This window comes from Streptomyces sp. NPDC045287 (assembly GCF_056432325.1).
The window spans coordinates 32718-48084 of record NZ_JBWKJG010000019.1; the positions used below are offsets into that span (position 1 = coordinate 32718).

Genomic DNA, 15367 nt, shown 5'->3' on the forward strand with positions numbered 1-15367 from the left:
CCAGCCGCGCCCCGGGGGACGGCAGGCGGGGGCGCCTCACGGGCGGGGCTCGCGGATGACGTAGCCGACGCCGCGGACGGTGTGGATGAGTTTGGGCCCGTCGGTGTCGACCTTGCGGCGCAGGTAGCTGATGTAGGTGTCGACGATGCTGGGGTCGCCTCCGAAGTCGTACTCCCAGACGCTGTCCAGGATCTGGTTCTTCGTCATGGTCCGTCCGGCGTTGGCGACCAGGAAGTGCAGGAGGCGGAACTCGGTCGGGGACAGCCGCACGGACCGCCCCGCCCGGGTGACGTGGTGACTGTCGGGTTCGACGTGCAGGTCGCCGACGGTGAGGCGGGCCGGTGGCTCGCCCCGCGTGCGGCGCAGGACCGCGTGGATGCGGGCGATCAGCTCTTCGAGGTCGAAGGGTTTGGTGACGTAGTCGTCGCCGCCGAGGTGCAGTCCGTGCAGCCGGTCCTGCCGGTCCTCGCGTGCGGTGACGAAGAGGACCGGCACGCCGCCGCCCCGTCCGGGCAGCAGCGAGCGGGGCTGGGCGCGCAGCCGGCGGATCACCTCGAAGCCGTCCATGTCCGGGAGCATGACGTCCAGGAGGACCAGGTCGGGGGCGTGCCGTGCGGCCAGGTCGAGGGCCTCCTGGCCGGTGGCGGCGGCCTCGACGTCGAAGCCTGCGTAGCGCAGGGCGGTGCGCAGCAGTTCCCGGACGGTGGGCTCGTCGTCGACGACGAGCAGGTGGGCCGGGCGCCCCGCGGTGCGCGAGGGGGGTGTGGATACCGTCATGATCGTGGTTCGCCGCCTTCCCGGATGCCGCGGTGCCGCTGCGTTCGCCGACAGTGCTCGACGTCTTCCCAGGAGATCACACGACCCTCAGGAGACCGGGTCGGAGGTGGGGGTGCGGCGTCGGGGCGCGGCGCCGGGCTTTCCCGTCGGGCGTTCGCGGCGGCGCCGTGCCCGCCGGCCGTGCAGGCGGCTCCCGCCGTACGCGGCGAGGGCGGCCATGACGAACGCGGTGAGGGCGGACAGCCGGGGACTCGTGTCGAGGCCGGCGCGAAGTCCGCCCATCTCGTTGTCCATGAGGCTGATGCCGACGCGCAGCGAGCCGCGCGCGAGGAAAGGGAGAACGAAGGTCACCAGGGCGACCGCGATCCCCGTGCGCAGGGCGGTGTCCGTGTGGCGGTCCAGGAGCGCGTCGGCGTTCTCCCGCGGCGTGCGGGCCGGGGTGCGGGCGGCGGCGACGTATCCGACGAGCAGCAGCAGGAACAGGACGAGCAGCAGTGCGACCACCCACAGCGGTATGCCGGCGATCCCCCAATCCCCCAGGTTCACGGACCGGTCCTGCCCCGCCGTGTCCCCCTGTCCTCCCCCGCCGAACGCGCCGGGCATCGCGCCGGCCGCGGGCCGCAGCCGCTCCACTCCCGCCTCCCACCAGGTGCCCGTCCCGGCGGTGAGCAGGACAGCGATCAGGTTGGGGGCGGCGAGCAGCAGCACGCCCGCGGTTTCGGCCGCCCGCTCCCGGCCGGTCAGGGCCGCCGCTCCGGCGAGGACGGCGACGGTCAGGGCGGCGCAGCACAGTACGGCCGCGGTCCCCGTCAGGGTGGACAGGACGGCGTTCCACTTCATCCGCGGCCTGCCCAGGGCAAGGGGGCGCGGCAGTACCGTACGGCGGGCGGCGAGGCAGCCGAACGCCAGTACGGCGACCACGCCCAGGAGGCCGAGGAGGATCGTCGCGGTGGCGTCGACCCGGAAGGTCACCGAGGACAGGCCTGAGGTAAGGCCACCGCCGCCACCGAGCCCCCCGAGACGGTCGGATCCGGCACGTTCGCCGATCCGGTCCTTCACGCTCTCCGGCAGCCGGGCCGTCCCCCGCGCCAGGACGGCGCACACGGGGAGGGCCACCACTGCGGTCGCCAGTGCGCCGCCGCACCGTGCCCACAGCATAGCCGGGGTGGGCCGTTCCCTCGGGCGCAGTGGCCGGAAGAACACGATCGCCAGGACAGCCGCGCCCAGGAAGGACAGCGTCAGGGGGGTCAGCGCCACCTCGCCGGCCAGCCCGAGGCTCAGGCCGTCGCCCCCGCCGAACAGTCCGCCGAGCCCTCCCGCGCCGGCGGACCCGGTGGACCCGGCGCCCGACTCCAGGGTGACCCCGCCACCGACGGCCGTGCTCACCAGTGCCGGGATCAGCCGGGAGACCGGTGCGACGGCGTCGGCGCCGAGGAGGGCCAGGGCCGCCCAGGCGGTGGCGGCCATGGCGACGAGGGAGGACACGGCGGCGAGTGCGCCTTCGAGGGCGTGGCGCCACACGGGACGGGCAGGACGGGACGGCGGGGCGGACACGGGTGGGCTCCTCGGGGTCGGGGTCGGGGTCGGGGTCGGGGTTCAGTGGCCGGTGGCCTCACCGGCGGGGTCGGCGCCACTCCCTTCGGGCACGGCCCCGCGCGCGGCCCCCTCCAGCCGCTCGCCTTCGACGTCGAGGTCGGGCACGAGCCGGTCCAGCCATCGGGGCAGGTGCCAGGCGTGTCGGCCGAGGAGGGCCAGGACGGCCGGGACGACTGCCATGCGGACGACGAACGCGTCGAGGAGGACGGCGGCGGCGAGCCCGAAGCCAACGGTCCTGAGGATCTGCTCCTCCGATCCGAGGAAGGCGGCGAACACCGAGATCATGATCAGGGCGGCGGCGGTCACCACGCGTGCGCTGTGCTCGAACCCGCTGACCACGGAGTCCTCCGCGGACTGCCCGTGGACGTACGCCTCGCGCATGCGTGTCACCAGGAACACCTCGTAGTCCATGGCGAGGCCGAAGACGACACCGACCATGAAGATCGGCATGATCGACACGATCGGCCCCGGCTCTGTCACCCCGAGGGCGGGGCCCGGCCACCCCCACTGGAAGACGGCGACCACCGCGCCCAGGCCGGCCAGCACCGACAGCAGGAAGCCCAGCGCCGCCTTGAGCGGGACGAGCAACGAGCGGAAGACCGCGATCAGCAGCACGAACGCCAGACCGACCACCAGGCCCAGGTACGGGACAAGCGCATCGGACAGCTTCTGCGAGACGTCCGCGTTCATCGCGGTCGTACCGGTGACGAGCACTCGGGCGTCGCTGCGCTCGGCGAGCGCCGGTTCACGCAGTGCGTGCACGAGGCCGGCGGTCTTCGTGCTGCTCGGGGAGGCGGCCGGTACGACGCTCAGGACGGCGGTGTCGCCCGACGCGCTCAGGCGGGGCTGTCCGACGGCGGCGACGTCCTCGCGCCCCTCGATCCGGTGGGTGACGCGCCACGCGGCCTGCTCGGCGCTGCCGTCGCCGTCGGGCTGGACGACGACGCTGAGCGGGCCGTTGAAGCCCGGACCGAAGCCCTCGGCGATCATGTCGTAGGCCCGGCGCTGGGTCGTCGAGACGGGCTTGCTGTCATCGCCTGGCAGGCCCGTCTCCAGGGCCGCGGCCGGCACGGCCACCACGCCGAGCAGCACGGTGCCGCAGAGGAGCACGGCGACCGGGCGACGGACGACGAACCGGGCCCAGCGCACGCCCGCGGCCGGCCGCGGCTGTGCGTCCGCCGACCGCCGGCGCCGGGGGCGGGCCGGGCCGATCCGGCGGCCGCAGAGCCCGAGCAGCGCGGGGATTAGGGTGACGGCGATCAGCACCGCGGTGACAACCGTTCCGGCCGCAGCGAGGCCCATCTGCGTCAGCAGCGGGATCCCCACCACCGACAAGCCCGCGAGGGCGATGACCACGGTGAGCCCGGCGAAGACGACCGCCGATCCGGCGGTGCCCACCGCGTGCGCGGCGGCGTCCTCGCGGCTGCGGCCACGTGCGAGTTCGGCGCGGTGGCGGGAGACCACGAACAGGGCGTAGTCGATGCCCACGGCCAGTCCGATCATCACGGCGAGGCCGGTCGTCGTGGAGCCGAGGCCCAGCGGTTCGGACAGCACCCGGATGGCCAGGGCGCTGATGCCGACGCCGAGCACGGCGGTCAGCAGCGGCAGACCGGCCGCGAGCAGCGAGCCGAAGGTGAGGACGAGCACCACGGCGGCCACCGCGAGCCCCACGGCCTCCGCGGAGTGGCCGGCGGCCTTGGCGTCGACGGCGTTACCGCCCACCTCGACGGCCAGCTCCGGTGAGGCCGCCTGCTCGACGGTCTCCCGCAGCGCGGTGCGCGAGTCCTTCGCCAGTTGCGAGGCGGGCACCTCGTAGGAGACCTGCGCGTAGGCGGTCGTGCCGTCCTGGCTCACGGACCGGGTGATGAACGGGTCGGTCACCCGCGCGACCTGCGGATCCTCGCCGAGGGTGCGGACCGTCTCGCCGATCGCCGCGCGTGTCCCGGGGTCGGTGACCTTGCCCTCCTCGGCGCGGAAGACCACCCGGGCGGTCGCCCCGTCGGCGTTCAGCTCCGGAAAGTTGCTCTCCAGCAGGTCGTACGCCTGCTGCGCCTCGGTGCCGGGCATGGAGAAGTCGTTGGGCGGCGCGGCGGGCGCCCGTCCGGCCAGCACCCCCACGCCCACGAGCAGTGCCACCCACAGCAAAGTGACCAGCCGGCGCCTCCGGAAGGAGAACCGGCCCAGCCTGGAGAGGAATGTCGCCACGAAGAGGGCTCCAAGTCAGGTCGAGGCTCACAGAAGAACTGGGCCCCGACGCTGTCAGTCCTCTCTGACCGGATTCGGAGAGACCCTGGGAGCTTCCTGGGAGTTCCGGTCACTTCCGGCAGGAGCAGGCGGACATATCGCCTCTCGTTGCGGCCCGACTCACAGGAAGCTCTCGGGGCCGCCGCGGTCGGTCCGGGCCCGCGAGGGGGCCTCCCGGTCCGCGGTAATGCCCGGACCAGCGCGGCGCGGGTGGAGCCGGGCGTCAAGCGAGTGGGCACCGGTACCAGGGAATGAGCGGGGACGGGCTGCCGCACGGCTGCGCGAGGCCGGTCCGCGATTCGCGGGCTACACCACGCCGCCCCACCAGCCGTCGAGCAGTGCGGTGCCGCTCCGAAAGGTGGCGGCGTCCGGCACCCTCGTACGGGTCGGCCGCGCCTGCCGCTGCCGGAACCGACTCACCGAACCCGCACCTCGCCTCGGCCGGGCATCGGGTGCCGATCTCGTCCGGTGACCCGGACCCCGGGGGCGGGCACTGCGTCCTTCCGGTCGTTCCCTGTCCGGGGAACGACCGGGCGAGAGGGGAACAGGCCCGCGCGGTGCGCACCCGGCACACGGTATGGACGGCGGTGCTCAGCGCGACCGTCCCGGCTCGGGAGACGACCGAGGAGACGGACAGGCCCAAGACTTTCTCGATGAACAATTTCAGTTCTTCACGCCTCTGAGCTGTCGCGGATTCGGACGGGATCGCCAGTCGTAGTAGCCGGATCTGGAGACGCCGAGTCGGCCGCGCATGAACTCGACGCTATATGCGTACCCCTCGATATCGAGCCGCATCTCGTCGATGAACTCGTACTACCTGGCTACCGGGGTTCCTTCGCGAAGTACGCTGCGGCTTTTTTCAGGAAGGTGACTTCCATCTCCAGCTCGCGGTTGCGTCGTTCGAGTTCCTTCAGGCACGCCCGCTCGTTCACCGTCAGTTCCGCATCGAAGGCTGGTTCCCGCTGCTTCTCGTACCTCTTCACCCAGCCGCGTAGCGTCTCCGAGTTCAGCCCGAGCTCCCGGGCGACTTCGGAGATCGTCTTGCTTGACTTCAACGCGATCTGGACGGCTTCCTCGCGGAAATCCGAAGAGTACTTACTGGGTGGTGCCACTTCTTCCTCGTTTCCTTGTCCAGGACAATCCTGTTGGGAGCCTGTCCGGAAACTTCGTGACCCCTCGGCATGAAGCCGCCCTGCCACCCGAGATGTCAAACAGCCCTGCCAGGACGAAACGCTCTTTGAGCCAGAACCCGGGAACGGACAGCGGATGTTCAGCAGTCCGGACGGAATCCGTTGGATTGGCACGGCTGGAACCGGCTGGAGCGCCGGCTCGGCTCCGCGCTCCCCTCTCTCACCAGCAACGAACGCGTCCAGGTGCTCGTCCAGGTCGACCGGTCCACGGCCGGCGACGAGCCGCTCCTGTCGTCCCTGTTGGCAGCGGGTGACCCGCACTTCGCCTACCAGTACTACCGGCGCGTCCTCACCGCACTCGGCCTGGACGCCCCGGACGACGACGAAGACCTGCGGGACGTCGTCGAAGCCGACGCCGAACAGGTCTTCACCGACTGGCGCTTCCGCTGAAACCGGCCGGACGGGGCGCACGAGCTCACCCGGCCCGCAGCGCAGGAGAGCTGGTCGCACCGGCCTGCCCGGCACGCTCGGCACGGGCGCGGCGGATCGCGGCCGCGCGTACGGCTTCGGCGGCCTGACGCTGCTGAGCACGGATGTCCTCGAGCGACGTCGGTACCTCGTCCTCCTGGTCCTGCTCGACGTCCGGGAAAGCGGTGGCGGCGAGCTCGCGGCGGACCTGCTCCTGCCGTACGACGGCAGCGGCCAGGGCCGGGTCCTCCTGGCGGGGCGGAGCGACCGCACGGTGGGCGGCGAGAGCACGGTGGTAGCCGGCCGACGCGCTCTCCCGCGTCTTCACCGGTCCGGCTGGAACGACCCGCTGCGGGGCGGGGTCGTCGGCGACCACCGAGGACATGACCGTGGTGGTGGCGCGGGCGGCGGGTGCCAGGACGTGCACGGCCCGGACGTTCGCCTCGGGCACCGCGCTGTTGGCGGCCGCGATAAGCCTCGGCGCGATCCAGCGGACCTTTGTGCCGTACGCGGGGGCGTCGGGGACGGCGTTCAGGCGGCCGGACTCCTCGTCGAACCCCGTGGCCTTCACGCACCCGGCGAGCTCGGGCGCGGCCGTGGTGAGGATGGTCTCCCACTGGGCCAGGACGCTGCCGCCGGCGGCCGGGTCGACCAGGCCGCGCTCGGTCATCATCACCCCGGTCGCCGTGCCGAACGCGAGTGGCGCGCGGCCGTCGCGCACCACCGCAGTGGTGCGCCGCTTCGGCTTCTGCCGGGCCTCGGTCTTCCTCGCCTTCGCCGCCTCGCGGGCGGCGAGGAGAGCCTGGCGGGCGGGGTCGACACCGCTCGTCTCCGGTGCGGAACTCACGCGATCACCTCCAGGGTCTCGCCGTCCAGCGGGTGGGCGGCGAGCTCGGGCAGACGTTGTGGCCACGGCGCGGACCTCACCGGCTCGGGACGGGCCTGGGTGCGCAGCTGCTCCAGCCGCACGGCGAGCAGGTACTCGGCAGTGCGGGCCTGAGCTTGCGCGGCGGCCTCGGTCGCGGCCCGCAGGCGTCGTCGCTGTCGGGCAAAGCCTGGAACCAGGGCTTGGCGCGCTCGGTGGTGTACCAGGACGGATCCGTGTATCCCGTGCCCCCCACAAGATCGGCCAATGAGGGAAGGCCAGTCACACGTCCGCTCCGCTCTTTCGGTCGTGTCGCCTACTGGAGACGATGTCGAACATTGTGTCTGGTAATTTTCCAGGCGCGTCAAGCGTGGAGCAACGGGACCGCGTGGTGCAGGCGCGGTTCAGGGGGTGAGGTCGAGGGCTCCCGGGGCGTCGGACGGGGCGAGTCCGGTGGCCCACACGCGGCCGTAGACCGACAGGTCGCGCAGATGCGCGGTGATCTCGGCGGCGCTGTAGCCGGTGTCGTTCTCCACCCACCAGGTGAGCAGGCCGATGAGCTCGCCGGTCCAGGCGCGGGCGACGACATCGAGGGGGATTCGCGGTGTCACCCCGAGCTGCTCGGTCCGCGTGCGGAAGGCGGCTTCGGCGTGGGCGCAGATGAGTTCCGTGAATTCTCGTAGGGCGCGCCCGTCGCCCTCGCCCCGCAGGACGACCCGGTAGACGGGCTTCTCCTGCTCGGCGTGTTCGAAGATGTACTTCACCGGCAGTCCGGTGAACCCCTCCGCGTGCGCCTGCCGGACCGCCGGCAGGAGGCGGTCCCGATCCTCGGCGAGGTCGCGGACGATGCCGACCAGGAGGTCTTCCTTGTCGCGGTAGTGAGCGTAGAAGGTGGCCCGGCCGACATCGGCGCGCTCGGTGATCTCCTCGACCGTGATCGCGTGGAACCCCCTCTCCAGGACCAGTTCGACCAGGGCCTGGCGCAGCGCGGCCCGCGTCCTGCGGACGCGGCGGTCTCCCGCGGGTTTCATGTCCACTTCGTTTCCTTCTCGTCCGAACCGTTGACCTGACACTAACGCTGCCTTTACGTTGCCGCACACCAAGCTTGTTACTAGACACATTGTTCGAAAACTCTGGAGGTGTGATGAACTTCGGGCGGTACGTACGCCGGACTGCCGGCCACCAACCCGATGCCGAGGCGGTGGTCTGTGGAACCGCGCGCCTGACGTACGCGGAACTCGACCAGCACAGCGACCGGCTCGCGACGGCGCTGTGTGCCCTCGGCCTGAGCCGGGGCGACCGGGTTGCGACCCTCGCAGGCAACCGCGCGGAACTGGTCGTCACGGAAGTCGCCCTCTACAAGGCCGGCCTGGCCCGAGCGCCGATCAACGCCAGGCTCGGAGCCGCCGAGGTGGCTCACCTGCTCGTCGAGTCCGACGCGAGACTGCTGCTGACGGACGCGGCCCATCTCGACGTCGCCCGCGCCGCGGTGCCCGGTTCGGAAGTGAGGACCGTCCTCGGCTACGACGGCCCGAGCGATCTCGGCCCGGGCTACGTCGAGACCCTCGCGGGCACCGAGCCCGAGCCCGTCGAGACGGAGTGCGACGAGGGTGACATCGCCGTCCTGCACTTCACCTCGGGTTCCACCGGCAAACTCAAGGCGGCGGTCCAGACCTACGGCAACCGGCTCGCCCTGATGCGCAAGTCGGTGATGAGCGCCGACACCCGGGTGGGTCCCGGAGACCGACAGATCCTGGCCGGACCCGTCACCCACGCCTCCGGCATGCCACTGATGGGCATCTTCTTCGCCGGCGGCTGCGCGATCGTGCTGCCCCGCTGGGACGCCGAGGAGTTCCTCGCCACCGTCCAGCGCGAGCGCGCCACCCACGCCTTCGTCGTCCCCACCATGGTCAACACCGTGCTCGCGCTGCCGAACGCCCGCGACTACGACCTCTCCACCCTCCGCCAGCTGATCTACGGTGCCGCGCCGATGTCCCCGGTCCGGATCAGGGCCGCCTGGGACCTCTTCGGACCCGTCCTCTCCCAGGGATACGGGTGCGGCGAGACCACCTCCGGCGTGCTCTTCCTCTCCGCCGAGGACCACCGACGGGCGATCGAGGGCGAGGACGAGGAACTGCTGCTTTCCTGCGGCCGCCCGCTCGCCGAGGCCGAGGTCGCCATCGTCGACGACAGCGGAAAGCCCGTCGCCGACGGAGAAATCGGAGAGATCGCCGTCCGCGGCCCCGATGTCGTCCCCGGCTACCACAACGAACCCGACCTCACGGCGGAGACCTTCCGGGACGGCTGGTTCCTCACCGGCGACCTCGCCCGCCGCCGCGCGGACGGCTACGTCTTCATCGTCGACCGCAAGAAGGACATGATCGTCTCCGGCGGGTTCAACATCTACGCCGTCGAGGTCGAGTCCGTCCTGCACCAGCACCCCGACGTCTATGAGGCCGCCGTTGTCGGCGTCCCGGACGAGCAGTGGGGCGAGGCCGTCAAGGCGGTCGTCGTGACGCGCGACGACGTCACCCTCACGGAGGCCGACCTCATCGACTTCTGCGCCGAGCACCTGGCCCGCATGAAGAAGCCACGCTCCGTCGACTTCGTCGCGGCCCTGCCCCACAACCCCAACGGCAAGATCGACCGCCGCGCCATCCGCGACCGCTACTGGGCGGGCGCCGAGCGCCGCGTCAACTGAACAGGACCCCCGGCATGCCCTTCACCCTCGAACCCTCCTACGACGACAATCCGCGCCTCCAGGACCTCGTCGCCCGACTGCGCGCCTACCTGGCCGACGAGCTCATCCCGTACGAGCGCGAGCACGGCATCACTCCGGAGACCAAGCTCGACCGCACCACCCTCGAACACGTCTGGAAGCGCAGCGCGGAACTCGGCTTCTACGGCATCAGCCTGCCCCCCGAGCTCGGCGGCCAAGGCCTGGGCTTCTACGAACTGTGCGCCCTCAAAGAGGAGCTGACCGCCTCCGGCGCCGCTCTCTCCCACTCCGTCCTCGGCGACATGGGCGGCCCGCTGCGTGTCGGCGCGATCGTGAAGTACGCCACCGAGGAACAGCGGGAGCGCTACCTGATGCCCGTCGTCCGGGGCGAGCGGGCCTGCTGCTTCTCCATCACGGAGGAGGACGCGGGCTCCGACGTACGCCGCATGACGACCACCGCCACCCCGGACGGGGACACCTACGTCCTCAACGGCAAGAAGGTGTTCAGCTCCGCCGCCCCCTTCGCGGACTTTGCGATCGTCGTCGCCCGCATGGCCGGCACCGAAGAGGCATACAGCGCGTTCCTCGTCGACCTGGACACCCCCGGCTGTCGCGTCCTCGACGGGGAAGTCCCCATGTCCGGACAGCAGATGGAGGGCGACCTCCTCTTCGAGGACTGTCGGATCCCCGCCGCGAACCTCCTCGGCGAGGTCGGACAGGGCCTGCGCATCGGCATCGGCCGCATCACCCTCAACCGCCTGCTGCACTGCCCGTCCCTCATCGGCGCCGCCCGCCGCGCCTGGGACCTGTCGGTGAGGTACGCAATGAACCGCGTCGTCTTCGGCCAGCCGCTCCTCGCCCATCAGGCCATCCACCACAAGATCGCCGAGATGGCCACCGAGATCTACGCAGCCCGCGCGATGGTGATGACCACCGCTACGAAGGCCGACCGGGGAGACAACGTCTCCGTCGAGGCCAACATGTGCAAGCTCTTCACCTCCGAGGCGTCCTTCCGCGTCGCCGACCAAGCGGTCCAGATCCACGGCAAGGCCGGGCTCACCCACGGCCACGAGGTCGAGCAGATCTTCCGCAGCCTGCGGATGTTCCGGATCGTCACCGGAACCACCGAGATCCACAAGAACGCCATCGCCAAGGGCCTTTTCTGACCGACCCCTTGGTGCCCAGGGCGGTGCCACGGCCCCCGCTTCGACGAGCGGGCCCGCGGCCACGGGGGACCGCCGCCCACCCGTACGACCCCCTGCTCCACCCGCATCCGCAGGAGTCGCCCCATGGCACCCCGTACCGCCGCCGCGCAATCCCGGCACATCGCCGTCCCGACGCCCGACCGCCGCAAAGCCTGGCTGATCACGGCGATGATCGTGGCCTTCATGGTGATCAACTATGCCGACAAGTCGGTCCTCGGCCTCGCCGCCGTCCCGATCATGGAAGAACTCGACCTCAGCAACAGCACCTACGGCCTGATCTCCAGCTCCTTCTTCTTCCTCTTCAGCGTCTCCGGACTCCTCGTCGGGCTTCTCTCCACCCAGATCTCCAGCCGGGTCCTGCTGTTCGTCATGACCGTGCTGTGGGCCGTGGCCCAGCTTCCGGTCCTCGTGGTGGCCACGGTCCCGACCCTGATGGCCGGCCGCATCCTGCTCGGTGCCGCCGAAGGACCGGCGGCCTCCATGTCGATGCACGCCCTCTACAAGTGGTTCCCGCCGGAGCGCCGGGCCTTGCCCTCGGCCCTCCAGATCGGCGGGGCGGCCCTGGGAACGCTCCTCGCGGCCCCCCTGGTCACCTGGCTGATCGACAGCTTCGGCTGGCGCTCCGCCTACGCGGTCCTCGCGGTCGTCAGCGCCTGCTGGGCGCTGCTGTGGTGGCACGTGGGCCACGACGGACCATACGACCACAAGCACACGACCACCGGATCCAGCGGGCTTCGGCTGCCGTACCGCAGAATCCTGCTGACCGGCACCGTGCTCGGCAGCATCGCCAGCGCCTTCGGAGCGGCGTGGGCACTGTCCCTCAGCCATGCCTGGCTGCCCGCCTACCTCAGGACACAGCTGGACCTGTCGGCGGCGGCCTCCGCGACGGCCATCAGCATCATGTCCGGCTTCGGGCTGGTGCTGCTGCTTGCGGTCTCGCCGTTTGTGGATGCGTTGAAATCCCGGGGCGTGAGCAGTCGTTGGTCCAGCGGGGCGGCACAGAGCATCGCCGTGTGCGCGGCCGGGTGCGCGATGACGGCGTTCCCGTTCGTCGACGCGTCCGGCCCCCGGCTGGTGCTGATCGCGCTGGCCTTCGGCGGCACCGCGATCGCCATCCCACTCCACTACATGACGACTGCGGAGGTCGTTCCTCCCGCCCAGCGTGGTGCCGTCTTCGGCATCGTCGCCGGTATCGGCACCCTGCCGGGACTCGCGGCACCGTTCCTGACCGGCCACCTCATCGACACGGCCGACACCTCGGCCGCCGGATACACCACCGCCTTCCTCGTCGCCGGCGCGGTGATGCTCATGGCCGGCGCCTGTGCCCTCACGGCCATCCGCCCGGAGCGGGACGCACGACGCTTGGGGCTCGACACCCGGCCCCCGTCCTGATGCGCGTTGCGGAAGGGCACGTCCGGGCAGGTCGGGAGCGCATTGATGACTCGCTGTCCACGGTCGCGACCAAGCCCGCGTTTCCTGAAGGTTGCTGCGCCTCCGGGGGTTGTCGAACTCCCGAAAGCAGGGAAGCGCGTGCTGAAGAAGTTCCTCGTAGCCGCCGCATCCGCGGCGCTGGTGATGGGGTCGGCCGCCGTGGCACAGGCCGACGACGTCGTGTGCGCCGTGGAGGACGAGGTGACCATCCCGGTGGCCTCCGGCCGCTACCTTGGCAGGGCCGTGGTCATGGCTGCATGCCTGCCCGGTAAGACCCGGACCGGTGGCGGTGCCAGGGTGATCGCGGGATACTCGCACGCCAAGGGGTACCTGCTGCATTCGACCCAGCCGATCAGCGGAGAACGCCGGTGGTCGTTCGCCACGAACATGGACACCACCAACCCGGTCATCACGTCCAAGAAGGAGACCGTACGGCTCTCCAGCCTCGGCGACATGGGCCTGTGCACGTCGACCGAGCACCCCAAGATCACAGGCGGAACCGTCCGCATCGAAGCGACGCTCCAGGCCGCGTGCCCCGGCCCCTTCGGCCCGGACTACGGCAAGGTGATCATCTCCTGGAACGACGGAAGCACCTCGGTGACCCCCCAGCCGACCTTCCGTGGCAATGCCCAGTCGTTCAGCCTCGAAGGAGGCACTGAGGCTTTTCCATCATCGGCTTGAGCTGGTCAGATGCAGGGTGAGGACGGCCTGGACAGGGCAGGTGATCCGGGCGGTCGAGCACCGGAGTTTGCGGAGGAGTCGCCAGGACTTGAGGGTGGCTACGGCCTGCTCGACAAGTGTGCGGATCTTCGCGTGGGACCGGTTCACCGCCTGCTGACCGGCGGAGAGGGTCTCCCACCGCCCCCAGTACGGGGTGCGGACCGTTCCGCCGGCGCCTCGATAGCCCTCGTCGGCCCAGCACACGGTGCCGGCCTGGGCAAGTGCGTCGACGATGCCGTGTTCGCGAGCCGCGCGGACGTCGTGGACGGCGCCGGGCAGGGCCGGTGAGGCCCACAACAGCCGGCCGGAGGGATCGGCGAGGACCCGCACGTTCATCCCGTGCCTCTTGTGCCTGCCGGAGTAGAAGGGCCGGTCCGCGGCGATGCGGTCGATCGGCAGAAGTGTGCCGTCCAGGAGCGGGTACGCCTTCGCCGACGTGGCGCGGACGGTGTCCGGCCAGGGTGGGCGCGAGGGCGGCCAGGAGATCGACGGACTCGGTGATGTAGCGGTATGCGGTCGTGGTTCCGATGCCGAATCCGGCCGCTACTGAACTTGATTGAGTGATGTCGGTGCCGTTCACCTGACAGCTGGCCGTCGGCACCGATAGCCGTCGGGTGTGAGGTATGCGCAGGGCGGCGGCTGACCGACGCTGAGAGGACCGCGAGGGAGCGGTTACGGCTCCAGGCCGTGGAGCGTTTCGAGGGCGGGCAGAAGAACGCGGAGATTGCCGCTGCCCTGCGGATCAGCGTGCGATCGATCGAGCGGTGGCGCCGGGCCTGGCGCGAGGGCGGCGAGGCGGGAGTCCTGTCGAAGGGGTCGCCGGGAAGACCTCGACTCAGCAGGGCCCAGATCGCCAGGCTGGAGCAGGAGTTGGAGCGTGGTCTACTGGCTCACGGCTGGGCGGACGAGCGGTGGACCCTGGCACGGATCAAGACGCTGATCGGCCGGCTCTTCCACGTCTCCTACACGGTTGAGGGCACCTGGCGGCTGCTGAAGCGCCACGGCTGGGGCTGGCAGCAGCCCACCAGGCGCGTGATCGAGCGCGATGACGACGCGGTCGAGGTGTGGAAGAAGGAGACCTGGCCGCGGGTAAGAGCACCGCGGCGGAGCTCGGGGCCTGGATCGTCTTCGAGGACGAGGCCGGGCAGTCGATGACTCCGCCGCGCGCCAGGACCTGGGGCCGGATCGGCCGGACCCCGGCCGTGAGGGTGAGGGGCCGGGCTCGGGGCGCGTGTCGACGGCGGGTGCGGCCTGCTGCAAGCCGGGCCAGCGGTCCCGGCTGATCCACACGATCCGCGAGTACCGGGGCCACAAGGACGAGCCGAAGGGCTTCGGCTGGCGCGACTTCCGCGACCTGATCGTCCGCACCCGCTTCCAGCTCGGCGGACCGATCGTGCTGGTCTGGGACAGCGTCCGCCTGCACCTGGCGGCCGGCATGCGCGAGTTCATCGACGCGAACGCCGAGTGGCTCACCGTGTTCCAGCTGCCCGTCTATGCCCCGGGCCCCAACTCGGCCGGGGGCGTCTGGTCACTGGTCAAGCGTGGCATCGGCAGCCTCACCGCGGCCGAGCCCGGCCAGATCACCCGCGCCGTGAAGCACAAAATGAAGATGCTGCAGTACCGGCCGGAGGTCATCGACGGCTGCCTCGGCGGCACCGACCTGACCCTGTGAGCTTCGGATCGACGGACCCGAAATTGGTCGAAGCCCAAAGCTGCTGGTCAGCTACGGTGACGGCATGACTGACAGCCTGCCCGAGGACGTAGCCGACGTGCTCGACCTCGTCCTGCACTCGGACGAGCCTATTCACATCGCCCTCCGACGGCAGGTGCCCCAACTCAGGGTGCAATCCCGCTGTAAGTGCGAGTGCGGAACCGCCTACTTCGAACTCGACGCCGACGCGGTGGAGCCCGCGCCAACCGGCCCCGGCACCGTCGTGGCTGCCGACGTACAACTGTTCACCGAAACCGGCGAGTGCCCTGGCGAGGTCCTGGTCTTCACGCGAGGCGGCTACCTCTCATGGCTGGAGGTCTGCTCTTGGAGCGATGACGTCGAGGTGAATCTCGCCGCGGCGCGGCGCTGGCTACAGCCATCGTCCTGAACCCGAGCCGGTAACAACCGGCGGTCTCGGACGCTGACGCCGCCACCACGAGTCGACCGACATCACGAGTTCAAGTTCAGTAGCAACCCGGCCGATCAGGTCGAATCGGACGC

13 protein-coding genes and 2 pseudogenes are annotated in these 15367 nt (G+C 70.8%); 7 read left to right on the forward strand and 8 right to left on the reverse strand.

Annotated features, from left to right (window positions below):
- Positions 1-36: 36 nt before the first annotated feature.
- The 4 genes from AC07D6_RS27150 to AC07D6_RS27165 all read right to left on the reverse strand — a co-directional run bounded on the left by AC07D6_RS27150 (position 37) and on the right by AC07D6_RS27165 (position 5729).
- Positions 37-777 (reverse strand): response regulator transcription factor, encoded by a 741-nt coding sequence (locus AC07D6_RS27150; protein ID WP_479048608.1) that lies wholly within the window; start codon positions 775-777, stop codon positions 37-39.
- An 87-nt stretch (positions 778-864) separates the two neighbouring features.
- On the reverse strand, positions 865-2331 hold the full coding sequence (locus AC07D6_RS27155; RefSeq protein WP_479048611.1) for a streptophobe family protein: 1467 nt from the start codon (positions 2329-2331) through the stop codon (positions 865-867).
- Between the two features lie 42 nt (positions 2332-2373).
- Entirely contained in the window at positions 2374-4578 is a 2205-nt protein-coding gene (locus AC07D6_RS27160; protein ID WP_479048614.1) for an MMPL family transporter, read from the reverse strand.
- 860 nt (positions 4579-5438) lie between these two features.
- A complete protein-coding gene (locus AC07D6_RS27165; protein WP_479048616.1) occupies positions 5439-5729 on the reverse strand; it encodes a transposase in 291 nt (96 codons plus the stop codon).
- Between the two features lie 180 nt (positions 5730-5909).
- Between AC07D6_RS27165 and AC07D6_RS27170 the strand changes: the two genes are divergently transcribed.
- Positions 5910-6197, forward strand: coding sequence for a hypothetical protein (locus AC07D6_RS27170; RefSeq protein WP_479048619.1), 288 nt, complete (start codon positions 5910-5912; stop codon positions 6195-6197).
- A 25-nt stretch (positions 6198-6222) separates the two neighbouring features.
- On the opposite strand, the gene AC07D6_RS27175 is transcribed toward AC07D6_RS27170, so the two are convergent.
- The 3 genes from AC07D6_RS27175 to AC07D6_RS27185 all read right to left on the reverse strand — a co-directional run bounded on the left by AC07D6_RS27175 (position 6223) and on the right by AC07D6_RS27185 (position 8111).
- Entirely contained in the window at positions 6223-7062 is an 840-nt protein-coding gene (locus AC07D6_RS27175; protein WP_479048622.1) for a DciA family protein, read from the reverse strand.
- Positions 7059-7184, reverse strand: a complete 126-nt coding sequence (locus AC07D6_RS27180) for a hypothetical protein (protein ID WP_479048625.1) — start codon at positions 7182-7184, stop codon at positions 7059-7061. Before AC07D6_RS27180 ends, AC07D6_RS27175 begins: the two co-directional genes overlap by 4 nt.
- Before the next feature lie 300 nt (positions 7185-7484).
- The gene (locus AC07D6_RS27185; protein ID WP_479048628.1) at positions 7485-8111 is read right to left on the reverse strand and encodes a TetR/AcrR family transcriptional regulator; all 627 of its coding nucleotides are present in this window, start codon (positions 8109-8111) and stop codon (positions 7485-7487) included.
- A 113-nt stretch (positions 8112-8224) separates the two neighbouring features.
- Between AC07D6_RS27185 and AC07D6_RS27190 the strand changes: the two genes are divergently transcribed.
- From AC07D6_RS27190 to AC07D6_RS27205, 4 genes are all read left to right on the forward strand, one after another.
- On the forward strand, positions 8225-9781 hold the full coding sequence (locus tag AC07D6_RS27190) for an acyl-CoA synthetase (protein ID WP_479048631.1): 1557 nt from the start codon (positions 8225-8227) through the stop codon (positions 9779-9781).
- Positions 9782-9795: 14 nt separating this feature from the next.
- Entirely contained in the window at positions 9796-10965 is a 1170-nt protein-coding gene (locus tag AC07D6_RS27195) for an acyl-CoA dehydrogenase family protein (protein ID WP_479048634.1), read from the forward strand.
- A gap of 123 nt (positions 10966-11088) precedes the next feature.
- Positions 11089-12396: an MFS transporter gene (locus AC07D6_RS27200; protein ID WP_479048637.1), complete on the forward strand. Its 1308-nt coding sequence runs from the start codon at positions 11089-11091 to the stop codon at positions 12394-12396.
- A gap of 138 nt (positions 12397-12534) precedes the next feature.
- On the forward strand, positions 12535-13116 hold the full coding sequence (locus AC07D6_RS27205) for a hypothetical protein (RefSeq protein ID WP_479048640.1): 582 nt from the start codon (positions 12535-12537) through the stop codon (positions 13114-13116).
- Here the strand turns inward: AC07D6_RS27205 and AC07D6_RS27210 are convergent.
- Positions 13105-13708, reverse strand: a pseudogene (locus AC07D6_RS27210) (transposase family protein); the annotation flags it as partial. The gene AC07D6_RS27205 and the pseudogene AC07D6_RS27210 overlap by 12 nt on opposite strands.
- A 63-nt stretch (positions 13709-13771) precedes the next feature.
- Between AC07D6_RS27210 and AC07D6_RS27215 the strand changes: the two are divergent.
- Both AC07D6_RS27215 and AC07D6_RS27220 read left to right on the forward strand, forming a co-directional pair.
- Positions 13772-14827 (forward strand): annotated as a pseudogene (locus AC07D6_RS27215) (IS630 family transposase).
- 64 nt (positions 14828-14891) lie between these two features.
- On the forward strand, positions 14892-15254 hold the full coding sequence (locus tag AC07D6_RS27220; protein WP_479048643.1) for a hypothetical protein: 363 nt from the start codon (positions 14892-14894) through the stop codon (positions 15252-15254).
- Positions 15255-15367: the final 113 nt, after the last annotated feature.

Excerpts from the sequence above, each read along its gene's own strand:
- AC07D6_RS27200 (WP_479048637.1), top strand. The coding sequence starts at position 11,089 with ATGGCACCCCGTACCGCCGCCGCGCAATCCCGGCACATCGCCGTCCCG.
- AC07D6_RS27220 (WP_479048643.1), top strand. The coding sequence starts at position 14,892 with ATGACTGACAGCCTGCCCGAGGACGTAGCCGACGTGCTCGACCTCGTC.
- AC07D6_RS27195 (WP_479048634.1), top strand. The coding sequence starts at position 9,796 with ATGCCCTTCACCCTCGAACCCTCCTACGACGACAATCCGCGCCTCCAG.
- AC07D6_RS27190 (WP_479048631.1), top strand. The coding sequence starts at position 8,225 with ATGAACTTCGGGCGGTACGTACGCCGGACTGCCGGCCACCAACCCGAT.
- AC07D6_RS27150 (WP_479048608.1), bottom strand. The coding sequence starts at position 777 with ATGACGGTATCCACACCCCCCTCGCGCACCGCGGGGCGCCCGGCCCAC.
- AC07D6_RS27185 (WP_479048628.1), bottom strand. The coding sequence starts at position 8,111 with ATGAAACCCGCGGGAGACCGCCGCGTCCGCAGGACGCGGGCCGCGCTG.